At 70.8% G+C, this 15,934-nt stretch carries 16 protein-coding genes; 11 read left to right on the top strand and 5 right to left on the bottom strand.

Annotated elements, in window-relative coordinates; translation table 11 throughout:
- Position 1 precedes the first annotated feature (1 nt).
- Together ACYUD3_RS04275 and ACYUD3_RS04270 are read right to left on the bottom strand one after the other, a co-directional pair.
- Positions 2-940 (bottom strand): 3-carboxyethylcatechol 2,3-dioxygenase, encoded by a 939-nt coding sequence (locus ACYUD3_RS04275; RefSeq protein WP_470963664.1) that lies wholly within the window; start codon positions 938-940, stop codon positions 2-4.
- Positions 937-1,935, bottom strand: a complete 999-nt coding sequence (locus ACYUD3_RS04270; protein WP_470963661.1) for a zinc-binding dehydrogenase — start codon at positions 1,933-1,935, stop codon at positions 937-939. The genes ACYUD3_RS04275 and ACYUD3_RS04270 overlap by 4 nt, the downstream gene beginning before the upstream one ends.
- Before the next feature lie 110 nt (positions 1,936-2,045).
- Between ACYUD3_RS04270 and ACYUD3_RS04265 the strand changes: the two genes are divergently transcribed.
- Positions 2,046-2,648 (top strand): helix-turn-helix domain-containing protein, encoded by a 603-nt coding sequence (locus tag ACYUD3_RS04265; protein ID WP_470963658.1) that lies wholly within the window; start codon positions 2,046-2,048, stop codon positions 2,646-2,648.
- 44 nt (positions 2,649-2,692) lie between these two features.
- Here ACYUD3_RS04265 and ACYUD3_RS04260 read toward each other — a convergent pair whose 3' ends face one another.
- Entirely contained in the window at positions 2,693-3,535 is an 843-nt protein-coding gene (locus tag ACYUD3_RS04260; RefSeq protein ID WP_470963655.1) for an IclR family transcriptional regulator, read from the bottom strand.
- Between the two features lie 408 nt (positions 3,536-3,943).
- Between ACYUD3_RS04260 and ACYUD3_RS04255 the strand changes: the two genes are divergently transcribed.
- The 9 genes from ACYUD3_RS04255 to ACYUD3_RS04215 all read left to right on the top strand — a co-directional run bounded on the left by ACYUD3_RS04255 (position 3,944) and on the right by ACYUD3_RS04215 (position 13,103).
- Positions 3,944-5,245: an aromatic ring-hydroxylating dioxygenase subunit alpha gene (locus tag ACYUD3_RS04255; protein ID WP_470963652.1), complete on the top strand. Its 1,302-nt coding sequence runs from the start codon at positions 3,944-3,946 to the stop codon at positions 5,243-5,245.
- Positions 5,245-5,586 (top strand): bifunctional 3-phenylpropionate/cinnamic acid dioxygenase ferredoxin subunit, encoded by a 342-nt coding sequence (locus tag ACYUD3_RS04250; RefSeq protein WP_470963649.1) that lies wholly within the window; start codon positions 5,245-5,247, stop codon positions 5,584-5,586. The genes ACYUD3_RS04255 and ACYUD3_RS04250 overlap by 1 nt, the downstream gene beginning before the upstream one ends.
- Positions 5,583-6,782: an NAD(P)/FAD-dependent oxidoreductase gene (locus tag ACYUD3_RS04245; protein ID WP_470963646.1), complete on the top strand. Its 1,200-nt coding sequence runs from the start codon at positions 5,583-5,585 to the stop codon at positions 6,780-6,782. Before ACYUD3_RS04250 ends, ACYUD3_RS04245 begins: the two co-directional genes overlap by 4 nt.
- Positions 6,783-6,962: 180 nt before the next feature.
- Positions 6,963-7,496, top strand: coding sequence for a 3-phenylpropionate/cinnamic acid dioxygenase subunit beta (locus ACYUD3_RS04240; protein ID WP_470963643.1), 534 nt, complete (start codon positions 6,963-6,965; stop codon positions 7,494-7,496).
- Positions 7,497-7,510: 14 nt separating this feature from the next.
- Complete coding sequence (locus ACYUD3_RS04235; protein ID WP_470963640.1) at positions 7,511-8,374, top strand: alpha/beta fold hydrolase; 864 nt, start codon at positions 7,511-7,513, stop codon at positions 8,372-8,374.
- 3 nt (positions 8,375-8,377) lie between these two features.
- On the top strand, positions 8,378-9,217 hold the full coding sequence (locus ACYUD3_RS04230) for an SDR family NAD(P)-dependent oxidoreductase (RefSeq protein ID WP_470963637.1): 840 nt from the start codon (positions 8,378-8,380) through the stop codon (positions 9,215-9,217).
- Between the two features lie 163 nt (positions 9,218-9,380).
- On the top strand, positions 9,381-10,955 hold the full coding sequence (locus tag ACYUD3_RS04225; RefSeq protein WP_470963634.1) for an acyl-CoA synthetase: 1,575 nt from the start codon (positions 9,381-9,383) through the stop codon (positions 10,953-10,955).
- 453 nt (positions 10,956-11,408) lie between these two features.
- A complete protein-coding gene (locus tag ACYUD3_RS04220) occupies positions 11,409-11,987 on the top strand; it encodes a GNAT family N-acetyltransferase (protein WP_470963631.1) in 579 nt (192 codons plus the stop codon).
- A 417-nt stretch (positions 11,988-12,404) separates the two neighbouring features.
- Positions 12,405-13,103 (top strand): DUF4232 domain-containing protein, encoded by a 699-nt coding sequence (locus ACYUD3_RS04215; RefSeq protein ID WP_470963628.1) that lies wholly within the window; start codon positions 12,405-12,407, stop codon positions 13,101-13,103.
- 69 nt (positions 13,104-13,172) lie between these two features.
- On the opposite strand, the gene ACYUD3_RS04210 is transcribed toward ACYUD3_RS04215, so the two are convergent.
- A complete protein-coding gene (locus ACYUD3_RS04210; protein ID WP_470963626.1) occupies positions 13,173-13,418 on the bottom strand; it encodes a hypothetical protein in 246 nt (81 codons plus the stop codon).
- A gap of 174 nt (positions 13,419-13,592) precedes the next feature.
- The gene (locus tag ACYUD3_RS04205) at positions 13,593-14,351 is read right to left on the bottom strand and encodes an SDR family NAD(P)-dependent oxidoreductase (RefSeq protein ID WP_470963623.1); all 759 of its coding nucleotides are present in this window, start codon (positions 14,349-14,351) and stop codon (positions 13,593-13,595) included.
- Positions 14,352-15,148: 797 nt separating this feature from the next.
- Here ACYUD3_RS04205 and ACYUD3_RS04200 point away from each other — a divergent pair.
- Positions 15,149-15,919, top strand: coding sequence for a hypothetical protein (locus tag ACYUD3_RS04200; protein ID WP_470963620.1), 771 nt, complete (start codon positions 15,149-15,151; stop codon positions 15,917-15,919).
- Positions 15,920-15,934: the final 15 nt, after the last annotated feature.

Raw genomic sequence — 15,934 nt, 5'->3', positions numbered from 1 at the left:
CTCACTTCCCTTCCGCCGTGGCGACCGCGAACCCTGCGATCCACGCCGGGATCGCCTCGTAGAACCGGGACGTGACCTCGTACTCCCCGGTCGCCGCCAGGGACGCGAAGGACGCGATCCACGCGCGGACCTCGTGGGCCGAGCCGCCGCCCTCCTGCGCCATGCCCTGGACGGTCCACGCGTCGAACGCGGACAGCTCGCCCTTCTCCAGGTGGTCGAGGAGGCGGTTGTCCCACTCGGGGTTGATGGGGGTCATCCTCGAGGCGCCGGCGGCATAGTCGCGGCCCGCCTGGACCACCCGCTCCTCGCCCTTGGCGCGCTGCTCGGGCGTCGGGGGGCGGCCCTCGATGAGGGCGTCGGCGACGCGGGGCGGGGCGCCGTCGAGGACGGGGACCGGGGGGTCGTGGGAGAGTCCGCCGGAGGCCAGGTACAGCACGCGCTTGTCGAGACTCGCCACTGCTTCTCCAACTGCCGTGCCCAGCGCGCGGATGCGGCTGACCGGGCCGAGCGGGGTCGCCACGCCGTTGACGAAGACGGGGACGACGGGGACGCGGTCGATGCCGCCGAAGAGGACTTCGAGGGGCTGGGCGAAACCGTGGTCGACGGTCATGCGGGCGGAGACGGTGAGGTCGACGCCCCGGTCGAGGACGCCCTGGGCGATGTGTCTGGCGGCGGCGGTGTCGACGGAGAGGGGTCCCGCCGCGGTGCCGAAGTCGCCGACCGCGTGGGCCTCGGTGGCGAGGCAGAACGGCGGCATCTCCTTGTAGAAGAAGCCGTTGTAGTGGTCGGGCGCGTACAGCACGACCAGCTCGGGGTCGAACTCCCTGATGAAGTCACGGGCGTTGGAGACGGCCCGCGCGACGCGGGCGAGGACGTCCGGCGCGGGGTCGTTCTTGCCGATGAGCGGTGAGTGGGACAGCCCCACGGCGGCTGCGGTCATGACGAGGGTCCTTCACTGCCGGGGGCCGGCGGGTTGATGACGAGCTTTCCGGTGAGGCCGCCGTCGATCATGAGCTGGAATCCCTTGTGGATGTCCGACAGCGGCAGGGCCCGGTCGATGACGGGGCGGGTGCCGGTGGCCTCCATCATCCGCAGCATGGCGACGAGTTCGGCGCGGGTGCAGCCGGTGGAGCCGATGATGCGCTGCTGGAGGTAGAAGACGCGGCCGAGGTCGGCCGGCGGGTTGGTGCCGCTGGTGGCGCCCGCGATGACGACCGTCCCGCCGGGGCGCAGCGCCTTGAGGGAGTGCGACCAGGTGGCCTCGCCGACGGTCTCGATGACGACGTCGACGCGTTCGGGGAGCCGCTCACCGCTCGCGACGGCGGCCCGCGCGCCCCAGCCGAGCGCTTCGGCGCGCTTGGCCTCGCTGCGGCTGGTGGCGTAGACGACGGCGCCGGCGGCGACGGCGAGGCGGATCGCGGCGGAGGCGACGCCGCCGCCTGCGCCCTGCACCAGCACGCGGTCCCCGGCGGTGATGCGGGCCTGGGTGAAGAGCATGCGGTAGGCGGTGGTCCAGGCGACGGGCAGGCAGGCGGCCTCGTCGAAGGAGAGCCATGCCGGTTTGGGCACGAGGTTGCGGGTCGGGACGGTGAGGTACTCGGCGAAGGCCCCGTCGTGCCGCTCGGACAGCAGCGCCCGGTCCGGGTCCAGCGTCTCGTCGCCGCGGCCCGCGTCGGGGTCGCCGAGGACGGGGTGGACGATGACCTCGTTGCCGTGCTCGTCGTAGCCGGCCGCGTCGCAGCCCAGGACGATCGGCAGCCGGTCGGGTGGATGGCCGACGCCTCTGAGCGTCCAGAGGTCGTGCATGTTGAGCGAGGAGGCGACGACGCGGACCTTGGACCAGCCGGTGGCGGGCACGGGCTCGGGGACGTCGCGCAGCACCAGGCCCGACAGCGGGTCGGCGGCGCTCTGGGAGATGGCGGTTGCAGCAAGCACGTAGTCACGTTGGCCCGCGGCGGGCCCGGCGCCCAGCGCGTGTTCCGCTGGGCAGCACACAGGACGGGTCCGGGCTTCCCGGGCCCCCGCTCGTGCATAGAGTGGTGCCTGTGTCCTCAGGAAATGGCGTGGTGGCGCGCAACATCCGACTGCTCAGGGAGCAGCGCGGACTGTCCCTTGCCGAGCTGGCCCGGCAGGCGGGGCTCGCGAAACAGACGCTGTCGAAGCTGGAGCAGGGTACGGGCAATCCGACGGTGGACACGCTGTTCTCCATCGCCGCCGCGCTCGGGGTGCCGGTGACCCGGCTGGTCGCCGAGCGGGAGCAGGTGATGACCGTGCAGCGCGGCGGTGACGTGGCGTGGGAGCAGTGCGACGGGTACGAGGCGCGCACGCTGGACCATGTGTACGGCTCGGGTGTCATCGAGAACTACCTGGTCCGCTTCCACCGCCCCGACGGCCGTTCGGATCCGCATCCGGTGGGCACGCTGGAGCATCTGTACGTGATCAGCGGCCGGGTGCGGGTGGGCCCGGCGGACAGCCCGGTGGAGCTGGCGGCGGGCGACTTCGTGCGCTACCCGGGGGACCGGCCGCATGTGTACGAGTCGCTGGACGGCGAGGAGAGCGTGGTGCACGTCGTGGTGAGTGTGCCGCGGGTGCAGCCGGGCACGGGGGCGTCGGCGGTCGCGCGTACGCATGGGGGCGTACGGCACTGAACTGTCGGCCGTACGCCCCCGGTCGGACCCGTGGGGGGAGGTTCTCAGGCCGCCGGGAGGTCGCCCTGTCCCGCGGTGGGGCGGGGGCGGGGGGCGGCGACGACGCGGGCGGCGGCGCAGGCGACGCGGCGCAGCGCGGGGGCGAAGCGGGCGGGATCGAAGCGGTGGTCGGCGACGGCGACGGAGAGCGCGGCGACCGGCTGCCCGGCCGGGCCGAGGATCGGCACGGCGACGCAGGACAGGCCGAGGACGGCTTCCTGGCGGTCGTAGGCGATGCCTTCCTGGCGGACGCGGCGCAGGTCGGCGCGGAAGCGGGCGGGGTCGGTGAGGGTGTACTCGGTGCGCGCGGGCAGCCCGGTCGCGACCGCCTCCTCGCTCGCGTCGTGGTCGAAGGCGAGGAGGGCCTTGCCGACTCCGGTGCAGTACGCGGGCTGGCGGGCGCCGATCCGGGAGGGGGAGCGGGCGGCGCGGTGGCCGTGGATCTTGTTGACGTAGACGATCTCGGTGCCGCGCAGGACGGCCAGGTGCACGGTCTCGTGGGTGAGTTCGTACAGGTCGGCGAGGTAGGGCAGGAGCCGTTCCTGGAGCAGCAGCGGAGTCGGGCCGTATACACGGTTGCCGATGTCGAAGAGCTGGGTACCCAGACGGTAGTTGCTGCCGACGCGCTCGACGAGTTCCTGGCGCTGGAGGATGCCGAGGAGGCGGAACGCGGTCGACTTGGTGAGCCGGGCGCGGCGGGCGAGTTCGCTGACGCCGATGTCGCGGTCCTCCTCGGCCAGCGATTTGAGCAGGACGAGTGCCTTGTCGACCGCGGTCTGCTGGTCGGGCGCGGCGCTCGGCCCGGCGGGCGGGTCGGCGGGCGGGGCGAGCGAAGCGGCAACAGGCATGGGGGGCTCCGGGGGAAGACGGCTACCTGACGACCATTTAAATGGACGCACGTCCAACATAGGAGACTGGCCGGTCCTTGTAAACGTCTGGTCATCGTTCAGGCAAAGCCAACTGGCCGGATCTGACGGGTCACCCCACCCTACCGACGGGTACACGAGGCCTCGGAGGTCCCTCGCGCGCTACCAAAAGAGGCAAGACAAACGCAATACGGGGCGCCCCCCAGATCCGCGACCGCGATTTCCGGCCGATCCGGAACCGGCCGCCCCGCTCCCGGGCAGTCCGGGACGAATACCCAGGATCCGGCCGTCGTGCCGCATCCCGGAACAGTCGCTGGCCGGTTCCCGGCAGGTGCCGTGTGCTGGGCCCATGCAGCAACACGACACCACCGGGTCCGAGGGGAGCAGGCCGTGACGGACCGCCTCGCCCGGATCCCCGAGCCCGCCGTCGACGTCAGTGACCGCTTCGACCTCGACCACGGGCTCGTCGACCGGACGATCTTCAGCGACCCCGCCCTCTACCGGCAGGAGCTGCGCCGCGTCTACGCGCCGAGCTGGCTGTTCCTCGCGCACGAGAGCCAGTTCAGCAAGCCCGGCGACTTCTTCACCACGTACATGGGCGAGGACCCGGTCATCGTCACCCTGGGCAAGGACAGAAAGCTGCGGGCCTTCCTCAACGCCTGCCGGCACCGCGGCATGCGGGTCTGCCGCGCCGACGCGGGCGCCACCAAGGCGTTCACGTGCAGCTACCACGGCTGGTCCTACGACACCGCCGGCAAGCTGATCAACGTCCCCAACGGGGAGGACTACCCCGGCCACTTCGAGCAGGACAAGTGGGGCCTGATCGAGGTCGCGCAGCTCGACACGTACCACGGTCTGGTCTTCGCGACCTGGAACCCCGAGGCGCCGCCGCTGCCCACGGCGCTCGGCGGGCTGACCTGGTACCTGGACGCGATGCTGGACCGCGACCCGGCGGGCACCGAGGTCGTCGGCGGGGTCCACAAGTGGGTCCTGGAGGGCAACTGGAAGCTCGCCGCCGAGCAGTTCGCCTCCGACTGGTACCACGTCAACATCTCGCACGCCTCCGCGCTGATGGTCATGTCCCCCACCGGCAAGGGCCCCAAGACGGAGATCGTGCAGACCCCGGGCCGCCAGTACAGCGACCCGCTCGGCCACGGCCACGGCTTCCCGACCCACCCCAAGAGCCGCTTCGACGACCGGCTCGTGCACGACTGGTACGACTACGAGGCGCTGCGCGAACGCCTCGGCGACCCCCGCGTCGAGGGCCCGATGACGACCGGGCACGGCACGGTCTTCCCGAACTTCTCCTACCTCCCCGTCAACGGCTCCATCCGCGTCTGGCACCCCAAGGGCCCCGACAAGATGGAGGTCTGGGCCTGGACGATCGTCGACCGGTCGATGCCCGACGAGGTGAAGAACGCCCAACGGCTGTACAACCTGCGCACGTTCGGACCCTCCGGGATCTTCGAGCAGGACGACGGCGAGAACTGGAGCGAGGTGCAGGCCACCGCGCACGGCTTCGTGTCCGGCGGGATGACCCTCAACTACCAGATGGGCATCGGACTCGAGACCGAGGACGGCGTCCACCCCGGCACCACCGGACGCCTCTACAGCGACGGCGCGGCGCGCGGCTTCTACGCCCGCTGGCGCGACCTGATGAACACGCCCGCCTGGCACGAGAAGGAATCCTGATGAGCACGACCAGCACCGGTATCCGGGTCGCCGAGGTGGGCGACATCGAGGAGGGCGAGGCGCTCCAGGTCCCCGCCGAGACGGCCGGCCACACCGACGCGATCGCCGTCTTCCACGACGACGGCGCCTACTACGCCCTCGACGACACCTGCACCCACGGCGCGGCCTCCCTCGCCGACGGCTGGATCGAGAACGGCGAGGTGGAGTGCCCCCTGCACAGCGCCCGCTTCTGCCTGCGCACCGGTGAACCCCAGTGCATGCCGGCCACCCTCGCCCAGCGCACCCACCGCGTCGAGGTCCGCGACGGCGGCATCTGGCTGCACCCCGGGAACGCCGAATGACCGGCCCCGTCGCGGTGATCGGCGCGGGCCTCGCCGCCGTCTCCTTCTGCGACACCCTGCGCGCCCAGGGCTACGACGGCGAGCTGACCCTCTACTCCGCCGAACCCGGACTCCCTTACGACCGGCCCCCGTTGAGCAAGGACGTGCTGCTCGGCAAGGCCGCCCGCACGGACGTCCTGCTGCGCCCCGAGCCGTGGTACGAGGAGCAGCGCGTCACCCTGCGCGCGGGCACCCCGGTGCGGGCGATCCGCCCGGCCGAGGCCGCCGTGGAACTCGCCGACGGGACCCTGGCCGGCGCCGCCACCGTCGTCCTCGCCACCGGCGGCACCCCCCGCGCGCTGCCCGTGCCCGGCGGCGACGACCCGGACGTGCACACCCTGCGCACCTGGGAGGACGCCGAGCGGCTGCGGGCGCGGCTGCTGCCGGGGACCCGGGTCGCGGTGGTCGGGGCCGGGCTGATCGGCGCCGAGACGGCCGCCGTCGCGCGGGCGCTGGGCTGCGAGGTCACGCTGATCGACCCGGTCGCGGTGCCGCTGGCGCCGGCCGTCGGGGAACTCCTCGCCGGGGTGCTGCACGGCCGGCACACCGCCGAGGGCATCGAGGTCATCACGGCGGGCGTGGAGCGCGTCGAGCGCTGGGACGGACTCTCGCTGCACCTGACCGGGGGCGCCGGGACGGTCGTCGCCGATGTGGTGGTGGCCGGCATCGGCATCCGCCCGGCGACCGGGCTCGCCGAGGCGGCGGGGCTGCGGGTGGACGACGGGGTCGTCGTCGGCGCCGGACAGCGCACCTCGCATCCGCACGTCCACGCCATCGGCGACGTGGCCCGCCGGGGCCCGCGCCGGCACGAGCACTGGGAGGCCGCCCAGCACAGCGGGCAGGCCGCCGCGTACGGCCTCCTCGGGCTGCCGGCGCCTTCTGCCGGCGCCTCGTGGTTCTGGTCCGACCGGCACGGCTCGCGGCTCGAAGCCGTGGGGAGCATGGCGGACGCCGAGCGGACGGTGGTGCGCGGGAGCGTCGAGAGCGGGGCGTTCACGGTGTTCGGGCTGCTCGGGGAGCGGCTGGTGGCGGCGGCGGCCGTCGACCGGCCGAAGGACGTGAAGGCGGCCCGGCGGATCGTGGACCGGGGGGTGGCCGTCGACGCGGGGACGCTCGCGGACGAGGGGGCGGATCTGCGGGGGCTGCTGAAACGGTGAGGATCTCCGGATCGCCCTGCGTGGCACCGCAGTTCCCGGCGCCACGGGCCCCGTACGCCGGAGAACTTTCTCCACCCCTTGTCCACACCCCGACGTGCCGCACACCGGCACACGCACTCCCCGAACCACCCCCCGCCGCGCTGGAATAGCTCCCGGCGCGGCCCTCAGGAGGACTCAACGATGAGCATCGAGACGGTGTCCGACACCGAACTCCGGCTCCACTTCGAGGTGCAGCGTCTGTACGCCGTCGAGGCGCGGCTGCTCGACCAGCACCGGTACGCCGACTGGCTGGAGCTGCTCGCCGAGGATCTGCACTACTGGGCGCCGGTGCGCACCAACCGGCTGCGCCGGCAGCAGGCGCTCGCCGACGGGGCACCGGGCGAGGTGGCCATCTTCGACGAGACGAAGGCGAGCCTGGCCTGGCGCATCCGCCGCTTCGACTCGGGGATGGCCTGGGCCGAGGACCCGCCCTCACGCACCCGGCACCTGATCACCAACGTCCTCGTCGAACCCGGCGAGGAGCCGGACACCTACACGGCGACCTCCGACTTCCTGTGCTACCGCAACCGGCTGGAGCGCGAGGTGGACCTGTACGCGGGCGGCCGTACGGACGTGCTGCGGCGCGCCGGGGACGGCCGGCTGCTGATCGCCCGCCGCACGATCCTGCTCGACCAGAACGTCCTGCTCGCCAAGAACATCAGCACCTTCCTGTGAACCGGAGCCCGTTCGTGACTGAAGAAACCACCGAGGTGAAGCTCGTCGAGCACACCGTGCGCACCACGCTCGGGACGATCGCGGTGAGCGAGGCCGGCGCGGGGCCCGCGCTGGTGATGCTGCACGGCGGCGGCCCCGGCGCGAGCGCGGTCGCCAACTACCACCAGAACCTCCCGGAGCTGACCCGCCGGTTCCGGGTGATCCTGCCCGACCAGCCCGGTTTCGGCGGGAGTTACCGGCCCACCGAGGAGGAGCTGGACGCCCGCTCGATCACCGAGATCACCGTGGACGCGCTGCTCCAGACGCTGGACGCGCTCGGGGTGGACCGCTTCGACCTGCTGGGCAACAGCCTCGGCGGCGCGGCGGCGATCGCGACGGCCCTCGAAGTCCCGGACCGGGTGCGGAAGTTGGTGCTGATGGCGCCGGGCGGCGGCTGGCTGCCGTTCGGGCCGACCCCGACCGAGGGCCAGAAGGCCATGTTCCGGTACTACAACGGGGAGGGGCCGACGCTGAAGAAGATGCGGGACTTCATCGGCGTGATGACGGCCGAACCCAAGCGCTGGGCGGACACCGCGCAGGCCCGCTACGAGGCGTCCCTCGACGAGTCGCACATCGCCTTCTACCACCGCTACAACGCGTCCTTCGCCAAGCGGCACGGCATGGACCCGCTCTGGCAGCGCGTGCACAAGATCAAGGCGCCGACACTGCTGCTGTGGGGCCGCGACGACCGCACGATCACCCTCGACGGCGCGCAGCTGATGCTCAAGCAGATCCGCGACGTCCAGCTGCACGTCTTCGGCGGCTGCGGCCACTGGGTGCAGGTGGAGCGGCAGGCCGAGTTCGAGCGCCTGGTCACCGACTTCCTCAAGGAGAGCTGACTCATGAGCTGGCTGGACGGCGACGTCGCGCTCATCACCGGCGGCGGATCGGGCATCGGGCGCGCGGTCGCCCTGCGCTTCCTCGACGAGGGCGCGCGGGTCGCGATCTTCGGCCGCAACGCGGAGCAGCTCCAGGACGTCGTCGAGGCGGCCGGCGACCTCGGCGAGCGGATGCTGACGATCTCCGGGGACGTACGCGAACCCGACGACCTGCACCGCGCGGTGGCGGCGACCGTGGAGCGCTTCGGCCGGCTCGACGTGCTCGTCCCGAACGCCGGGATCTGGGACTACCACCGCAGCGTGACCCGCCTCGACGGCAAGCAGCTCGCGGACACCTTCGACGAGTTGTTCGCGGTCAACGTCAAGGGCTACGTCCTGACGGTGGAGGCGGCCTGGCGCGAGCTGATCGCCTCCGGCGGCAACATCGTCATGACCCTCTCCAACGCCTCCTTCCACACCGACGGCGGCGGCGCCCTCTACACCGCGAGCAAGCACGCCTGCCTGGGCCTGGTCCGGCAGTTCGCGTACGAGCTGGCACCGAAGGTCCGCGTCAACGGCGTCGCCGTCGGCGGCATGCGCACCCAGCTGCGCGGCCCCGCGAGCCTCGGCCTGGAGAACCGCACGCTGGCGGAGTCCTTCGCCCGCAACGAGGCGGCGGGCCTCGCGCCGGAACCGCTGATCCCGCTGTACGACTCCAGCGTCGAGCCGGAGGACTTCACCGGTCCGTACGTCCTGCTGGCCTCGCGGGTCAACAGCGGGACGGTGACGGGGGCGGTGATTCCGGCGGACGGGGGGATCGCGGTGCGGGGGTTCCGGACGGCGGCGGGGGGAGCGGCGCTTTGAGCGAAGCGTCGTTGATTTCCTTATTTTCCTTACGCCGTCGGGTTGTTGACGCTGCTGCTGTAGCTACTGCCGTTGCCGCTGTTGACGCACCCCAAAAGTTGTTGAAAATTACCGCACTCCTGAACTTCCCCGTACGAGAGCCCCTTTGAAGGAGCCGACGCCAATGGCCGCCGTCGACATCAGCCCCGCCACGGCGCTGCACCGCAGAGCCCGGTCGTCCACCGCCGCCGCCCTCGTCTACGAGGGCCGGGAGATATCCGCCGCCGAACTCGCCGCCACCGCATCGGAGTTGGCCACCGGGCTGACCGAACGGGGGCTGCGCAGGGGCGACCGGATCGCCTATCTCGGCCTCAACAGCGTGACCTTCTTCGAGACATTCCTGGCGGCGGCGCACCTAGGGGCGGTCTTCGTACCGGTCAACTTCCGGCTGGCGGCCGAGGAGGTGCGGCACATCCTCGTCGACAGCGGCGCCCACACGCTGGTGGTGGAGGAGGGCCACCGCGAACTCGTCGAGCCGATCCTGGCGGCCACCCCCGTGCGGGACCTGCTGCTGGTCGACACGGACCCGTCCTGCCCCGCCACCGACACCCCGCCGGACACGTGGACTCCGCTGTCGACCTTGCTCGGCTCCGGCCGCCCCGCGGGCAACCGCACCCCCCTGTACGACGACGACCTCGCGATCCTCATGTACACCTCGGGGACGACGGGCCGCCCCAAGGGCGTGATGCTGACCCACGGCAACATCTGGTGGAACGCGGTCAACGTCGACAGCGTCGTCGACACCCGCTCCGACGACGTGAACCTCGCCAACGCCCCCCTCTTCCACATCGGCGGCCTCAACGCCCTGACCCTGCGCACCCTGCTGCGCGGCGGCACGGTCGTCCTGCGCCGCGGCTACCACCCCGAGCAGTGCCTGGAGGACCTGGTACGGCACCGGGTGACGAGTTTCTTCGCGGTGCCGGCGATGTACGCGGCCCTGTCCCGCGTCCCCGGTTTCACCGCCGCCGACCTCAGCGGTCTGCGCGCCGCGATCGTCGCCGGCGCCCCCGTCCCGCCCCAGCTGATCAAGGACTACGCCGAACAGGGCGTCCTCCTCCAGCAGGCGTGGGGCCTCACGGAGACGGCGCCCTTCGCGACGTACCTCCCTGCGGGCCTGACCCGCGAAAAAACCGGTTCCGCCGGCGCCCCCATGCCCTACACCGAGGTCTGCCTCACCCACCCCGGCACCGGCGCCCGCGTCCACGACACCGACGCCCGCGGCGAGATGTGCGTCCGCGGCCCCAACGTCACCTCCGGCTACTGGAACAACCCCGACGCGACGCGCTCCGCGTTCGACGACGCCGGCTGGTTCCACACCGGCGACATCGCCCACCGCGACGCCGACGGCCACTACTACATCGTCGACCGCCTCAAGGACATGATCATCTCGGGCGGGGAGAATGTGTATCCGGCCGAGGTGGAGAGGGTGCTGGCGGCGCATCCGGAGATCCTGGAGGCGGCGGTGCTCGGCGTCCCCGACCCGAAGTGGGGCGAGACGGTACTGGCGGTGCTGACGTGCGCGGCGGGGACTCGGCTGACGCTGGAGGAGGTGCGGGAGTTCACCGGCCGGCATCTGGCCCGCTACAAGCTGCCTACTCGGGTGCTGATCGCGGAGGAGCTGCCGCGCAATGGGAGCGGGAAGCTGGCGAAGGGGGAGCTGCGGAGGTGGGTGGATGGGCAGGGGGTGGGGGTTGGGTGAGGTTGGCGGGGGCTTGGTGTGCTGGGGCGGTTCGGCTCGCTGAGTCGATGACGTACTGAAGCGGGTCGGTGTGCTGAAGTCGCGGATGTGGACTGGCTGTTCGGTCTGCTGAGGTGGCTCGGTTCGCTGAATTTGCCGGTGAGTGTCGGCTGTTCGGTTCGCTGAAGTCGCGCTTGCTTCGCTGGAAGCGTTCGGTGGGGTGAGGTGGCTTGCTTCGCTGAAGCCGGCGATGCGCGCCAGTCGTCCGGTCCGCCGAGGTCGATCGCTTCGCTGAAGTCGCCGATATGGTCCGGCCGTTCGGTTCGCCGAGGCCGGCGGGCCGCTGACGCCGCCGCCCCTCGCCCCCAGTTCCCGGTCCCCGTCCCTCGGCCCCCTCCAGACCCACCCCCACCCCTCGTCCCCACCCCCGTGTCCGCACGGGGCCGGGCCGCACTCACCCGTGGAGCCCGAACCATGGCCCTCCTCCTCGATACCGCTTCGCTCCCGCCCGTGCCGTCCCTGGGCGACGGGTGGACGCTGCGGCCTGCCGGCGACTCCGGCAACGACGATCCCGTCGGCGGCGCTTCCTCCGGGGAGGCGTCCGCCGGCAATGCCCCCTCTTCCAGCGCCGTACCCCCCAGCGGCAGCGCCCCCGCACGGGGCGCCCGTGTCTATACAGCCATCCGGGACGGCGGGCCGGACGTACTGCTGGAGATCCACCGCGTACCGCGCCACCCGATATGCCTGTGCTACCCGTTCGGCGCACACGACCTGGCCGTAGAGATCACGCTGCCGACCGGTACGAGCACAGCACCGGCCGCCGATCTGCTCCGCGCGCTGACCCCAGCCCTCTTCACCGCCGAGCCCCGCTGCCGCAGAATCGTCGCCGCCCCCGCCGAGGACGACACCCCGGCACAGGAGGCCCTGGAAACGGCGGGCTTCCGCAGGATCACGGAGGCGGACCTGCCCGGCGGCACCACGGTGATCCTGTACGCGGCCGAACCCCCGTCCGTAGCCACGCTCTCCACGGCCCTGGACGACATGCCCCACTAGGGCCTGTCCGGCGGATCAGGCTGGCCGACAGCGAACGGTGTCTGACCGGCTTACCCGAGCGGGGTCTGGTGCGTGCAGCTGCAAGGCGGAGGAGGGAGTCGACGCGGAGCGTCGGCGACCGACGACAACGCCGCAGATGTGCGTGCCAGGGCCCGCGACCCCAGCAGGATCCGCCGGACAGGCCCTAGACCGCACCTCTCCCCCCACAAGCTGGAGGGCCGCCCCGAAACCCCGGGCCGGCCCTCCAGCCACACCCGGCAAGACCGCCAAGGGTTCCCCCCTGATCCTCCGTCACACCCTCGCTACGCGTGTAACAGCAACGTATTAGCGCCAGACCGACCGGAACGCGGCCCCGAACCGGTCACTCCTGAAAGGCAGCACCGACAGCAACGACCAATACCGAGACTGAGGAATCCGATGCGCGTTCACAAGGCCACCTTCGCCGCCCTCGCCCTCGCCGCAAGCCTCTCCCTGACGGCATGCCAGAGCGGCAGTGACAGCAAGAGCTCCACGTCGTCGACGCCCGCCGGATCCGCTGCCTCGGAGAGCTCGACGACGGACGGCACGACGACAACTGGCTCGACGACGGCCGGCGGCTCGAACGCCACCCCCGAGGGCGGCACCCAGAACTCCGCACAGACCTCCAACGGCAAGGCCCCCGAAACCGGCACCGGCTCCCAGCAAGGCACCAAGACCTCCAAGTGCCGCACCAACGGCCTGACCATCACCGCCCTGGACACCACCATCGACGGCGACCCCACCGCCAGCGTCGCCGTGACCCTCAAGAACAGCGGCACCAGCACCTGCACGGTCTCCGGCTACGCGGGCGTGGACCTCAAGACCAACGCGGGCACGATCTCCGCCAAGCGCACCGGCCAGGAACCCGCCTCCGCCACCCTCAAGCCCGGCCAGTCGGTCTCCTTCGGCATCAACTACCCCTTCAACAAGACCGGCGGCTCCGGCATCCGCATCACCGGCCTCCTCGTGACCCCGCCCGACGAGACCAAGACGGTCACCCTCGCCTGGCCCGGCAGGGCCAGCCTCCCCGTCACCGAGAACGGCGGCGGCGCCGACGTCACCGTAGGCCCGATCGGCAGCGCGGGCCAGGGCGGCTGAACACCTCCGAACACGACAAGGGCCCCGTCAACTCAACTTGACGGGGCCCTTGTTCGTACACACCCGACGTCACCGCACCCGCCCACCAGACAACTGCGGCCACGCCCAGCGGATCCGGACCAGCGCCGCGATGACACCGATACCGAAGAGACCCGCGCCGATGGAGGCACTGCGCAGCAGAACGCTGACCGCCACCGCGAAGAGCACCAGGCTCCCCGAGACGATCACTTGCCGCCGGGGATCCTCGAACTTCCAGAACCCGAGAAGAGAGAACCCGATCCAGATGCCGAGCGCGACGAAAGGTATGACCGCCACGGCCCCCTCCTTCTCGAACACCCGCCCCCTAGGCCCACGACGAGATACACCGCCCCGGAGCCCATCTCTCCAAGCAACGAGCAGCCCACCAAAGGAAGTTCCCCACCCGCCGACGAGAGCAGCACGATACGCCGGTGCTGATCACACAAGCTCACCAAGAAACCTGACGCCTGATCAGCGAGCGGTGAATCCACCGTCGATCGCGAGGGCCGCGCCCGTGATGAACGAGGCCTCGTCGCTCAACAGAAACGCCACGAACGGGGCGATCTCCTCGGGCCGCGCGATGCGGTTCACCGGATGCATGGCCGAGATCTGCGCGACAGCCTCGTCACTGGTCAGCATCGACCCACGGGCCAACGGCGTATCGACACCCCCGGTGGTGATGGCGTTGACCCGCACCCCCTGCTCGGCCACTTCGAGCGCGACGGCCCGGGTCAGCCCCACGACCGCATGCTTGGCGGCAACATACGGAGCGACACCGGGCAGCGCGACGACCCCCATATTGGAGGCGTTGTTGACGATCGCCCCACGAGTCTTGAGCACCTCCGGTATCTGATGCTTGAGACAGTTGAAAACGCTGGTGACGTTCTGCGTGATCTCAGCACTCCAGTCGGCGCCATCGATATCGGACACCGCCCCGGAAGCATTGATGGACCCGGCATTGTTGAACGCCCCGTCCAGACCACCGAATTCAGAGAGCGCCGCAGCGACCAGCGAGGCGGCATCAGCCTCGACAGAAACATCGGCGGGAACAAAAATCGCCCGCCCACCCGCAGCCCGAATACTCTCGGCAGCCCCTTCACCGACATCCTTACGCCGGGCCCCGATAACAACAGCAGCCCCTTCAGACGCAAGCCGCCGCGCAACAGCAAGCCCAATACCGGAAGAGCCCCCGGTGACGACAAAAACCTTCGAGTCCAAGCGGGAAGACATGAAGAAACCTTTCAAAAAGAGCTGACATCAGCGGGATCGCCCGGGCCCGGAACACGACCACCTCCATGAGACTGCCGCAAGACGACAACCAGATCTGGCGGATATCAGACCTCACGTTGCAGCCGCGCAAGGGGCGACGAGACCTCGGGCCCCCTGACGGGGCACGACAGCGTTCCCGAGATCCGCAGCCCTACACAGAGGTTTCGTCCCACTCGAATTCCAGCCCCGCCTCCCAAGCTGTCCGCGCCATACCAACCCGAGTCCGCTCACCGAACTTGCGACCGATCCCGCACAGATGGTCTTCGACCGTATGAACGCGCCCCGGATCGCCGAGAGCCACAAAAGCCCCTCACTGGTGGTGATCATGGTGAGGCCGATGTCCCCGAAGACCGTCACCGGCCGCTCTCCGTTCTGCGGAGTCGCTCGCCGTGCTCAGCCAGCGTCCGGCCGGCCCCAGAGCATCATCGACCAGCGCGGTACGGTCTGCATCGCGTCCCCCGCCACCTCAAACCGGTGGCGTCCTCGCCCCCACGCAGTCACACGGAGACCCGCTCCTCCAGATCACCGGAGCATCGGCACGTGCCGCCAGGTCATCCCCGTCATCCGGCTCACGGCCGGTTTCCTGCCCGCGCAAGCAACCCGGACGCTCCGGTGCGGGGACCCGCGCAAGTTCCCCCTCAAAACCGCCCGATGAATTGACCAGTCGACCAGCCTCCCTGCTGAACAATGCGCCGCGCGCGGAACATCGCTCTCAGCGCGCCGGGACACCGGCGGACAGATCGACTGGAGAACAGCGCATGCTTGACACCCCCACCACCGGAGCGACCCGCCGCAGGCGGGCCTCGCTGGCAGGCTTCTCGCTGGCGCTGGCCGGCGCGCTCGTGGCCCTCACCCCGATGAGCGCAGGCGCCGCGACCCTGCCCACCGACGAGCAGCTGCTCGCGCGGTGCAACCAGGCGGACTTCTGCAAGTTCACCGCGACCTCGCTGGGAGAGGGCTTCTACGGCGACGAGCACAACGTCGGCCCGACGGTGAACAACTGCGGCGGCACCGTCACCCGCACCTGGGGATGGTCGGAGACCACCGGCCAGCAGACCAGCGCCAGCGTCTCCGCCTCGCTGGCCTCAGCCCTGTGGGAGCCGATCAACGTCTCCGTGTCCGCCACGTTCGGCAGGACCTTCGAGAGGAACAGCACCGTCTCCGACTCGTACTCGCAGACGATGTCGCCGTACACCACGGCGTGGGTCACCCGGCGTACCGGCGCGGCGGTCATCACGGGCGATTGGGAGCTGCACTTCGGCAGCCGCTACTTCGGCCACTTCATCTGGTACGACAAGAACTACTCGTCCAAGGTCGGCAACCCCAACTACGACGAGATCAACCTGCACTACCGGACGATGAGCCCCGCCGAGATCAGGCAGCACTGCCCTGAGGCCGGCTCCCCGAACGTGACGGCCTTCAACAGCACGCGCGTCATCAAGCCGGCGCACGGGTTCAGCCAGGTCCTCGGCTGGCCCGGCGCCTCGCAGAAGGGGCCCGTCTCGGGCGACGGCAGCTCCAGCAGCTGACGAGCGGTCCGGCCG

This window comes from Streptomyces sp. AMJ-169 (assembly GCF_055597585.1).
The sequence above is the reverse complement of the archived record's forward strand: the minus strand, read 5'-3'. Positions and strand labels throughout refer to the sequence as shown.